Origin of the sequence: Streptomyces litchfieldiae (assembly GCF_031845365.1) — a bacterium.
Lineage (GTDB): Bacteria > Actinomycetota > Actinomycetes > Streptomycetales > Streptomycetaceae > Streptomyces > Streptomyces litchfieldiae.
On sequence record NZ_JAVREL010000016.1, the window covers coordinates 158,503 to 168,888 of the forward strand.

The window sequence follows — 10,386 nt, forward strand, 5'->3', positions numbered from 1 at the left end:
GGGCGCGGCGCTAGTGTCCGGTGCCATGCGACTGACGGTGCTGGGTGGTTGTGGCGCGTGGCCCACCGCGGCGCAGGCGTGCAGCGGTTACCTCGTCGAGTACGCCGGATTCCGGCTGCTCATCGACCCCGGGTACGCCACGCTGCCGCGTCTGCTCGACCACGGTACGGTCGACGCCGTCGACGCCGTGCTGATCAGCCACGGGCATCCCGATCACTGCGCCGACCTCAACCCGCTGCTGCGCGCCCGGGCTCTGGGCGAGGCCCCGCCGCCCGCCCTGCCGGTCTATGCCCCGCACGGCGCGGTCGACGCCGTTCTCGCGCTCGACAAGCCGCGCATGCTCGCGGACGCGTACACCCTCCACGAGTTCCGGCCCGGCGACCGGTTCGACATCGGTCCCTTCACGACCGCCACCTGGCTCCTGCCGCACTTCGTGCCCAACGCCGGCATCCGGCTGACCACGCCGGACGCCGTGTTCGCCTACACCGGCGACACCGGGCCGAGCCCCGACATCCCGCGTCTGGCCCGGGGCGCCGACCTGTTCCTGTCGGAGGCCACCTACGTCCACGAGGTGCCGGCCGCCGACGCCGCCCATCTGCTGACGGCACGGCTGGCCGGCCGTTATGCCCGCGAGGCGGGCGTCGCCCGGCTCATGCTCACCCACCTGTGGCCGGGAACGAAGCGGGAGTCCGCGCTCGAAGCGGCCGCCGAGGCGTTCGACCACCCCATCGACGTCGCGCTCCCCGGCCTCGTCACCCACCTCACCCAGGAGGACCCGCGTGACTGATCACGCGCGGCACGACTCCGTGCGCCGCAGCTATGACACCGTGGCCGAGGAGTACGCGGCCCGGCTGCACGACGAGCTCGCCGGGAAGCCGCTGGACCGGGCTTCTCGCCGCCCTCCTGGAACAGACCGAACGGGACGCCGCGATCGCCGACCTCGGCTGCGGCCCGGGGCATGTGGCCGCCTGGCTCGCCGAACGGGGCGCGCACGGTGGGGATCGATCTGTCACCGGGCATGATCGAGGCCGCCGAAGCCGGTTCGGGCAGGTGGAGTTCCGGGACGGCGACCTGCTGGAACTGCCCGCGAAGGACGGCGAGTTCGGCTCCGTTGTCGCCTTCTACACGATCATCCACCTGCGTCCCGGCGACCTCGGCCGCGCCTTCGGTGAGGCGCGGCGCGTCCTGCGCCCGTCCGGACTGCTGCTCCTCTCCTTCCACGTCGGCGAGGAGATCCGGCACCTGGACGAGTGGTGGGGGCACGAGGTGGACGTCGACTTCCGCTTCCTCGACCCCGCGCACATCGCGGGACTGCTCGGAACGGCCGGGTTCACCGTGGAGATGCGCATGGAACGCGCCCCCTACGCCCACGAGGCCGAGACCCGCCGGGCCTACCTGCTGGCCCGCCGCGCCTGATCCCGCCCGCGACACGTCCGCGGCCCGCGCTACGACCGGTGGTGCAGGGCCTGTTCGATCGTGCGCATGACCTCGCTGAGCGGCGCGTCGGTCCGGGCCACGGTCACCAGCACCTCGCCCTGCGCGGAGGAGACGGCGGCCGGCGCCGCCTCGGCGATGGCGGGCAGCGCACCGAAGGTGCGGCGGACGATGGCGAAGGCGTGGTCCAGCTCGGCCTCCACATCGCCCTGTCCCTCGCGGCGCAGCCAGCGCCGCAGCACGTGATTGTGCGCGGTGACCACGGCGGCGGCGGCGACCTCGGCGAGCAGCGGCTCGTCGCCGTTGTGCGAGCTCTCGTCGAACTGGCCCAGCAGATAACGGGTGAAGAGCCGCTCGTAACGGGCCACCGAGGCGATCTCCCGCTCCCGCAGGGCCGGCACCTCGCGGGTCAGCCGGTAGCGCTGCACCGACACGGCGGGGGAGGCCGCGTACATCTTCATGACCTCCTTGATGCCGCGGCACACCGTGTCGATGGGGTTCTCGTGGGCGGGGGCGGCCTCCAGCACCGCCTCCGCGCGCACGAGCGTGTCGTCGTGGTCCGGGAAGATCGCCTCCTCCTTGGACCGGAAGTGCCGGAAGAAGGTGCGTCTGGCCAGCCCCGCCGTGGCGGCGATCTCGTCCACCGTCGTGGCCTCGTAGCCCTTGGTCGCGAAAAGCTCCATCGCCGCCGCCGCGAGCTGGCGGCGCACCTTCAGGCGCTGGGACGAGATCTGTGGGCGAACGGTCTTCGCGGGCTGGGCCATGGAGCGAACGTACTGCATGGGCCACTTCCGGTGCGCGCGCGTATCACGTGCTCAGACGCGCGCGGGGTACTCGTGGAAGCCGCGGCCGGTCTTGCGGCCCAGGCAGCCGGCGGCCACGAGCTGGCGCAGCAGCGGGGCCGGGGCGAGCGAGGGATCGCGGAACTCCTTGTGCAGCACGTCCTCGATGGCCAGCGACACATCGAGTCCAACGGCGTCCAGCAGCTCGAACGGGCCCATCGGGTAGCCGCCGCCGAGCTTCATCGCGGTGTCGACGGCGTCCGGCGTGGCGTAGTGGTCCTGGACCATCTTCACCGCGTTGTTCAGGTACGGGAACAGCAGCGCGTTAACGATGAAGCCCGCGCGGTCGCGGCAGTCCACCGGGTGCTTGCGCAGGGCCCGGCACACGGACCGGACCGTGGCGTGCGCGGCGTCGCCGGTGAGCACGGTGCGCACGACCTCCACCAGCTTCATCGCCGGAGCGGGGTTGAAGAAGTGCATGCCGATGACGTCCGCCGGGCGGCCGGTGGCCCGCGCGCAGGCGATGACCGGCAGCGAGGAGGTGGTGGTCGCGAGCACCGCGCCGGGCTGGCAGACGCCGTCCAGGGCGGCGAACAGCCGTTGTTTGACGGGCAGTTCCTCGACGACGGCCTCGACCACCAGGTTCACGTCGGCGAGCGCGTCCAGCGAGCCGGCGGGAACGATCCGGGCCAGGGCCGCGTCGCGGTCGCCGGCCGAGAGGCGGCCGCGCGCCACCGAGCGGCCCAGCGAGGCGGCGATCCGGTCCAGCGCGGCCAGCGTCTTCCGCTGGTCGCGGCCGGTGAGGACCACCGGGTAGCCGGCCCCGGCGAAGACCTGGGCGATCCCGGCGGCCATGGTGCCCGAGCCGACGACGCCGACGGCCGCCACCGGGCGCGGCTCGGCCGCGACCGGTTCCGCGCCGGGGGTGAGGGCGTCCGGCACGACGGCGGCGCTGTCCGGTTCCCGGTAGGTGTAGAAGCCGCGGCCGGCCTTGCGTCCGGTCATCCCGGCCTCGGCGAGCTGGCCGAGCACGGGCGCGGGGGCGTGCAGCCGGTCCCCGGAGCGTTCGTGCAGCGCTTCCAGAACGGTGCGCGCCGTGTCGATGCCGATCAGGTCGAGCAGGGCGAGCGGGCCCATCGGCAGCCCGCAGCCCAGCCGCATCGCGGCGTCGATGTCCTCGCGGGTGGCGTAGCGCGACTCGTACATGGCGGCGGCCTGGTTGAGGTAGCCGAACAGCAGCCCATCGGCGACGAGTCCGGGCCGGTCCCCGGCGAACAGGGGCTCCTTGCCCAGGTCACGGGCGAGTTCGGCGACGGCGGCCACGGCGTTGGGCGCGGTGAGGACGCAGGACACGATCTCGACCAGCTTCATCGCCGGGGCCGGATGGAAGAAGTGCAGGCCGACCACGCGCTCGGGGTGCGCGGTGCCGGCGGCGAGGCGGGTGACGGGCAGCGCGTTGGTGCCGGTGGCCAGGATGGCCGTCGCTTTGACGATGCCGTCGAGTTCGGTGAGGACGGCGAGCTTGCGCGCGTAGTCCTCGGGGACCACCTCGATGACGAGATCGGCGTCCGCCGCGGCGCGCAGGTCGGAGAACACCCGCAGCCGGCCCAGGATCTCGCGGCGCCGCTCCTCGGTGAGGCGGCCCCGCGCGAGCGAGCGGGCGGTGGCGGCGTCCAGGGCGGCCACGGCCCGGCGGGCGGCGGTGTCGCTGATGTCGATGCCGATGACCCCGCGGCCGGAACGGGCCAGGGTCTCGGCGATGCCGGTGCCCATGGTACCGAGGCCGACGACGGCGACGGTGGGCAGCGGAACGGGACGTGGATCGGGGGCGGAGACATCCATCGCGGACTCCAGGGTGACGACAAGGCCGAGCAGAGCTGTCGGCAGGGGGCCGCGGCGGCCCCGTCCCGGGGGCCTGCCGGTGAAGTCGTGCGGCGAGCGCCGGACCGACGGCGCTCCTGACGGCTGCGTCACCAAACCGCCTGAGCGGACAACCGCTCTGATGAGCAGGCTAACTCGCGGGTAACCGGGGCGCCACCCCCGGGTCCGCCTCTCTCGGTGTGGCGCGCGTCACTTCAGGATGGCGCCCTCCTCCGTCAGCAGGCAGGAGTACCGGACCTCGTCGATCGTGGCCCCCGCGAGGACCTCCGACCGCTCGGCACCGTCCGGCACCAGTCCGGACCGCCCGTAGAAGCCGCGGCCGAGGGCGTTCTCCCGCAGCACCCACAGCCGCATCCGCCGGTGCCCCTGTCCGGCCAGCCAGCGCGTGGACGCGTCGAGCAGCGCCCGGCCCACCCCGGCGCCGATGTACCGGGGCACTAAGTAAAGGGCGTACAGCTCCCCCCAGTTCTCCGTTTCCTCCTCCTCCTTGTCGACGGTCTCGTCCGGCCGATAGGTGCCCGGGTGCGCCCAGCCGATCACCCCGGTGCCCCGCAGGTCGGCGACCAGGTGAACGCGCCCCGGCGGCTCGGCGGGCAGCGCCGCCCGCAGCCGGGCCGCGAACAGCTCCGGCCGCATCCCGTCCAGGAAGTCCTTGGGCACCACGCCCCGGTAGGCGTGCCGCCAGCCCTCGATCCGGGCCCGCCCGACCCCCTCGATATCCGCGTCGGTCATCTCGCGTATCTCAATCCGCATGCAGCGCAGCGTAGTTCCCTCATCGGGGCACAACGGCGCCGGTCAGCGGGCCGGACCCTTGACCCGTCGCGCCTCCGCTCCTACCTTCCGGGAAGGGGCGCTCGTTGAAACCTTTCACGCGCCTGAATCCCCCACGAGGAGTCCCACGATGTCCCTCGCCCCGAGCCGCAGAACCGTCGTCCGCGGTGCCCTCGGCGCCGCCACCCTGGCCGGACTCCCGGCCGGCCACCGCCCGGCCGCCGCCGCGGCGGCCGGCCCGTTCGCTACTCACCGGGGCAGCACCCTGCTCGACCCTGCCGCCATCTACTTCGCCTCCTACGACGGCCTGGTCAACAACAACGCCTTCCAGAAGAACGGCCTGCTCACCCACAACGGCCACCAGTACGCCGTCTGGTACACCGGCGACCGCAACGCCGTCGTCGCCCGCCGCGCTCTCGGCTCCACCACCTGGGCCACCGTCCGCGTCGGCCACACGCTCAGCGCCAACAACTCCCACAACGTCATCTCCGCCGGGGTCTCGCCCACCGACGGCCGGCTCCACCTCGTCATGGACGCCCACAGCAGCGGCTACTACTACGTTCGGTCTCCCAGCTCCGCCGGGGTCTGGCCGAGCTGAGGGACATCGCCGCGGCCGAGGGCCTGCCCCCGCTGATCTGGACCCACGCGGACGGCTACCAGTTCTGCGGGGACCTGCTGGAGCTGAAGGCATACGAGCGGGCGCTTTTCCGCCGGAAGCTGACCGAGATCGGCCGGCTGATCACCGGCACGATCGCCCCGCACGCCTCCCTGCACCCGGACGACGAATGGGTCCGCCTGGTCCTCGCCCAGCTCAACGGCGTCCGCGCCTCGCTCGACATGCTGGTCACCGCCCGCCGATCGCGGTGAACCGCACGTGCGCCGCCGCCGCTATCCCTCCGACACCACCGCCGCGGAGTGGGCACTGATCGAGCCGCTCCTGCCGGTCCCGGCCTGCCGGACCAGGGCCGGCGGGAGGCCGGAGAAGTGGCCGCGGCGCACCATCGTCGACGCCATCCGCTACATCGTTGACAACGGGGCGAAATGGCGGGCCTGCCCGCGGACTTCCCGCCCTTTCTGTGGAATCCGATCCGTCAAGTGGCTCGGAGGATCCCTGCGGGTCGATATGTGTTGGCCGTTTGGACAGAAGGCCGAGAGACTCAGGCTGTGGACATGGGGATCTCCGGTTTCGAGCCGTCCTTCCTGGTCGGGTTCGAGGCGATTCGGCAGGCGCACGGATCACGTCTGGCGACGCTCGCCGGTAGGCGGTTGACCGGCTTCGCCGTGGTGCGTTTCGCCGAGGACGGGGACTGGTTCTCCGACTGCCCAGTGGTACTGGACTTCGACGGCGTCCAGGTGGAGGTCTGCCACGGGAAGCTCGACGAGCTCTCGATCGGCTGGGACACGATCGACACCGCGGTGGGCATCGCCGGGTGGGAGTGGTTCGAGCTGACGCCCCAGTGGTCTCAGCGCGATGAGCGCCTTGAGTCGTTCGTTGGCCAGGAACTGCGCGAGGTCGCGCTCCTTGAGTGGCGGCCAGCAGGCCGTGACCTGGCGGCTGGAACCGTGGCGGTGGAGTTTGCCTTCGCCGGGAACTGTCTGCGGATCGCTAACGGACTTGACGAGAACCGCATCGAGGTCGGCGGGGTCCAGCCGGACCACGTTCGGCGCTGGCCGCGCCGATGAGGGCTACTGCCCCGCGGCCAAAGAAGTCCTCTGGCGGCTTCGTCTCACCCACCCGCAGATTACCCAGGTCTGGGCCGATTCCGCCTACGCCGGCGCTCTGGTCGGCTGGGCCGAGGACCGCCTCTGGCTCACCCTGCGAACTGTCTCCCGCCCCAAGGGCGCCAGGGGCTTCATCGTTCTCCCCCGCCGCTGGCGCGTTGAGCGCACAATCGGCTGGCTGATGAACGCCCGACGCAACGCCAGAGACTACGAGAGGCTGCCCGAGCAATCCGAAGCGCACCTGACCTGGGCCCTCATCACCCTCATGACCAGGCGCCTCACCCGCAAAAGAACCGCCATCGCCTGGACGAAGAAGACTCCGATCCAGCCCACGCCGTCCGATCAGCCGGCGCCCGAGCCCTGTACCTGACAGGGCTGTCTCACCAGTCATCATCGACATCGTGGCGGTGGGCGCCGACTCTCATCGGGGTCGATCCGAGTTTGGATTCAGCGTTCTTGGAGTCCGAGCTGGTTCTCGGCAGCTTGCACGGTTTGTGCCAGCAGGACGGCGATGGTCATCGGCCCGACTCCACCCGGAACGGGCGTGATCAAGCGGGCACGGGTGCGAGCGGCGTCGAAGTCCACATCGCCGACGTTGCCCGGGTTGTACCCGGCGTCGAGCACCACCGCGCCGGGCTTGATGTCCTCGCCGCGGATCAGCCGGGGCCGTCCCACGGCCGCTACCACGATGTCCGCCTCGCGCACGATCGCTGGTAGGTCCGTGGTGCGGGAGTGGCAGTACGTCACCGTGGCATCCTTCGCGAGCAGGAGCATCCCGACCGGCTTGCCGAGGATGGCGCTGCGGCCGACCACGACGGCGTGTTTGCCAGCGAGTTCGACGTCGTACGCGTCCAGCAGCTGCATGATCCCGCCGGGTGTGCAGGACACGAAGCCCGGCAGTGCGAAGCTCATCGCGGCGAAGGAGTGCATAGTGACCCCGTCGACGTCCTTCTCCGGAGAGATGGCCTCGAACGCCGCCCGCTCGTCGATATGTGGGCCACACGGGTGCTGGAGCAGGATGCCGTGCACGCCCGGATCCCTGGACAGCGCGGCGATCGTGTCAACCAGTTCCACAGTCGTGGTGGTGCTGGGCAGAGGGATATGGCGGGACTGGATGCCGGCCTTCGCGCATCGGGCCCGCTTCATGCGAACGTAGGTGACCGAGGCGGGATCCTCGCCCACCAGCACCGTCGCCAGACAAGGCGCGGTCCCTGTGAACCGTGAGATCTCGGCCGCCTTGGTGGCGGTCTCCTCGATGATGCGCCGGGCGAGGCCAGCGCCCTCCATGAGCTGGGCCGTCCGAGTCGTAGACATCATTGCCTCCCAGGCGTTGCTGACCACTCGCCCAGGCGCACGGCATCGACCTCTCGTCAGGCCGCTCCCCGGTGGTACTCCACCTCAGCGCCAGTCACGGCCCACAAGGCACTGTAGTAGACGCAGTGTGCACATGCCTGCCCTTCGATTCGGTGCCCTGGTCGGGTTCTCAAACAGCTTCTCACCTTGCCTTTTAACGTCCCTGGTCGAATGGTCCCTCGAACTTGATCACTCGCGGAGGGATCCGCCGGACGCGAGAACGGCCTTCGTCTGATCCTGTGCTCCGTCACAGAGGCGACCGAATCAACGAAGGCCGTGAGGGTGAGTCTGCTGTATCAGGACGTCGGGCGTGAGCCGTTCGCGCTGCTGTCACGCTTCCGGGCCGAGCTGTACGCGTCGCTGACCGCGCGTGCGGACGCCTTGTTCGAACTCACCGACGCCATGCTGTGTGCAGACGGGCCGGTGAAGACACTGGTCGGGCTTGCCCTGGCCCCGGAACATCGCCGGGGGCACGGCGCTTTGTACGACGGGCTGAACCAAGGACGCGTGGACGTGGGCCGGCTGCGGCGGGCCCTGGTCTCCGTGCCGTTGCCGAAGGCGGCCGACGGCCGCCTGGTCCTGGTGGTGGACGTCTCCCCGTGGCTGCGCCCCGACGCGGACACCGCCCCTGACCGGTGCTTTTGCCACACCTACGGATACGGCGAGAACAAGCACCTGATGATCCCCGGCTGGCCGTACTCGGTCGTCGCCGCGCTGGAGACCGGGCGGACGTCGTGGACGGCGATCCTGGACGCCGTGCGGCTGGCGCCCGGCGCCGACGTCGCGGCGGTGACCACCGCGCAGCTCCGGGAGGTCGTCGAGCGGCTGGTCACCGCGGGCCAGTGGACGGACGGCGACCCAGATGTCCTGGTCGTGGTCGATGCCGGTTACGACGCGCCGCGCCTGGCTCACTTGCTGGCCGATCTGCCCGTCGAGATCCTGGGCCGGACGCGGTCGGACCGTGTGATGCGACGGCCGACGCCGCCGCGGGTCTACGACCCCAAGGTCGGCCGGCCGCCCAAGCACGGCAGCGAGTTCGTCTTCGGCCTGCCCGACACCTGGGGCCCGGAGCGCGTGGTGACCGTGACCGGTACCCGCCTCTACGGCAAGGCGACGGCCCGGGCCTGGGACCGGCTCCACCCGCGGCTGACCCGCCGGGCTGCCTGGATCGACCACGCGGCCGACCTGCCCATCATCGAGGGCACGGTGATCCGGCTGGAGGTCTCCCACCTGCCCTCCGGCGCCGCCCCGAAGCCGCTGTGGCTGTGGTGGTCGAAGACCGGCGCCACCACAGCGGACGTCGACCGCTGCTGGCAGGCGTTCCTGCGACGGTTCGACGTCGAGCACACGTTCCGCATGATGAAGCAGACCCTGGGCTGGACCGTCCCGAAGCTTCGCAGCTCACAAGCCGCCGACCGCTGGACCTGGCTCGTCATCGCCGCACACACCCAGCTCAGGCTCGCCCGGCCGCTCGTCCAGGACCTGCGGCACCCCTGGGAGAAGCCGGCCCCGCCCGAACGGCTTACCCCAGCACGGGTCCGGCGGGGGTTCAGGAACATCCGCCCGACTGCCGCATCCCCAGCCGGTGCACCGAAACCTTCCCGGTCCGGCCCCGGCCGCCGCCCGGAGCCAGGAACCGGCGCCGCGCCACCCGTCACAACGTCGGCAGAGTCCTCGCCACTGGACAGGCGTTCAGCGGCCCCACCCACCACAAGCAAGGGACCAAGCCACGGCGCACCGGCTGAGGATCACAACCCGGGCCGACGGATGATCAGTCCGGCCTGAGGCTGTGGAGCGTAGAAGTCCTCGACCTGGTCGATCTGCTCGGGCGTGCAGCGCCAGAACAGTTTGACCTCGGCATTTTTCCTGAACGGGTCAATCGTGCACGCCACGGCGGTGACGTACGCGGCCGGTCCCGTACCGACCCACACATCGACGCCTTCTCCGTCTCCACCCCGTGTTCCGTCGATGTATCCGTAGTCCACGGGATAGACGAACTCAGGGTGCCCCGGATGAGAGGTTCCGCCAGGACGGTCAATCACCAGGCGCCCCTCCTCAACGAGCAGATCAGCATGCCTCCACACATCCATATCAGACCAAGCGCCAGTCACCACCGGAGCGTAACCACCACCACGACACCGACCACGATCAGGCCACCCACAGGTTAAAAGGCAAGCTCACCAACCACGACACGGTCCACGTCCGCAGCACCGACGCGGGCCGCTCCTGGACCAACGCGGCGGGCACCGTCGTCGGGACCACCGGCGGCAGCCAGGTGTCGGTCAACTCCCCGGGCCTGATCGCCGATCCGCTCAACCCTCTCTGACATCGTTGGGTGAGACGCCCCGAATTGATCAGATATTGTGGGCGGGCACGACAGGAGCATCGCCCGTATGACCAGCAGCAAGCCTTCCGAGCAGGATCCCGCGCCGCGGCCGAGGCG

The 10,386-nt window shown here is 70.9% G+C and carries 8 protein-coding genes, 5 pseudogenes and 1 riboswitch; of the genes and pseudogenes, 8 read left to right on the forward strand and 5 right to left on the reverse strand.

Annotation, left to right across the window (positions count from 1 at the left end):
* Window positions 1-25: 25 nt before the first annotated feature.
* Both RM590_RS25205 and RM590_RS25210 read left to right on the forward strand, forming a co-directional pair.
* Window positions 26-787 (forward strand): MBL fold metallo-hydrolase, encoded by a 762-nt coding sequence (locus RM590_RS25205; RefSeq protein WP_311706994.1) that lies wholly within the window; start codon window positions 26-28, stop codon window positions 785-787.
* 32 nt (window positions 788-819) lie between these two features.
* Window positions 820-1,416, forward strand: coding sequence for a class I SAM-dependent methyltransferase (locus RM590_RS25210; RefSeq protein WP_311706995.1), 597 nt, complete (start codon window positions 820-822; stop codon window positions 1,414-1,416).
* Window positions 1,417-1,445: 29 nt separating this feature from the next.
* Here the strand turns inward: RM590_RS25210 and RM590_RS25215 are convergent, their stop codons facing one another.
* The 3 genes from RM590_RS25215 to RM590_RS25225 form a co-directional block, all read right to left on the reverse strand.
* On the reverse strand, window positions 1,446-2,216 hold the full coding sequence (locus RM590_RS25215) for a TetR family transcriptional regulator (RefSeq protein ID WP_311706996.1): 771 nt from the start codon (window positions 2,214-2,216) through the stop codon (window positions 1,446-1,448).
* Between the two features lie 33 nt (window positions 2,217-2,249).
* Entirely contained in the window at window positions 2,250-4,058 is a 1,809-nt protein-coding gene (locus tag RM590_RS25220; RefSeq protein WP_311707006.1) for a 3-hydroxyacyl-CoA dehydrogenase family protein, read from the reverse strand.
* 228 nt (window positions 4,059-4,286) lie between these two features.
* Window positions 4,287-4,850: a GNAT family N-acetyltransferase gene (locus RM590_RS25225; protein WP_311706997.1), complete on the reverse strand. Its 564-nt coding sequence runs from the start codon at window positions 4,848-4,850 to the stop codon at window positions 4,287-4,289.
* A gap of 148 nt (window positions 4,851-4,998) precedes the next feature.
* Between RM590_RS25225 and RM590_RS25230 the strand changes: the two are divergent.
* From RM590_RS25230 to RM590_RS25245, 4 genes and pseudogenes are all read left to right on the forward strand, one after another.
* Window positions 4,999-5,436 (forward strand): annotated as a pseudogene (locus RM590_RS25230) (BNR-4 repeat-containing protein); the annotation flags it as partial.
* Window positions 5,437-5,742: 306 nt separating this feature from the next.
* Window positions 5,743-5,942 (forward strand): annotated as a pseudogene (locus RM590_RS36260) (transposase); the annotation flags it as partial.
* 96 nt (window positions 5,943-6,038) lie between these two features.
* A complete protein-coding gene (locus RM590_RS25240; RefSeq protein WP_311706998.1) occupies window positions 6,039-6,551 on the forward strand; it encodes a hypothetical protein in 513 nt (170 codons plus the stop codon).
* A 16-nt stretch (window positions 6,552-6,567) separates the two neighbouring features.
* A pseudogene (locus RM590_RS25245) lies at window positions 6,568-6,960 on the forward strand (transposase); the annotation flags it as partial.
* A gap of 77 nt (window positions 6,961-7,037) precedes the next feature.
* On the opposite strand, the gene RM590_RS25250 reads toward RM590_RS25245, so the two are convergent.
* Window positions 7,038-7,904: a bifunctional 5,10-methylenetetrahydrofolate dehydrogenase/5,10-methenyltetrahydrofolate cyclohydrolase gene (locus tag RM590_RS25250; protein WP_311707007.1), complete on the reverse strand. Its 867-nt coding sequence runs from the start codon at window positions 7,902-7,904 to the stop codon at window positions 7,038-7,040.
* Window positions 7,905-7,926: 22 nt separating this feature from the next.
* Window positions 7,927-8,012, reverse strand: a riboswitch (ZMP/ZTP riboswitch).
* A gap of 213 nt (window positions 8,013-8,225) precedes the next feature.
* Here RM590_RS25250 and RM590_RS25255 point away from each other — a divergent pair.
* A pseudogene (locus RM590_RS25255) lies at window positions 8,226-9,688 on the forward strand (NF041680 family putative transposase).
* 3 nt (window positions 9,689-9,691) lie between these two features.
* On the opposite strand, the gene RM590_RS25260 reads toward RM590_RS25255, so the two are convergent.
* Entirely contained in the window at window positions 9,692-10,054 is a 363-nt protein-coding gene (locus RM590_RS25260; RefSeq protein WP_311707008.1) for a hypothetical protein, read from the reverse strand.
* Window positions 10,055-10,122: 68 nt separating this feature from the next.
* On the opposite strand from RM590_RS25260, the pseudogene RM590_RS25265 reads away from it, so the two are divergent.
* Window positions 10,123-10,269 (forward strand): annotated as a pseudogene (locus RM590_RS25265) (BNR-4 repeat-containing protein); the annotation flags it as partial.
* Window positions 10,270-10,386: the final 117 nt, after the last annotated feature.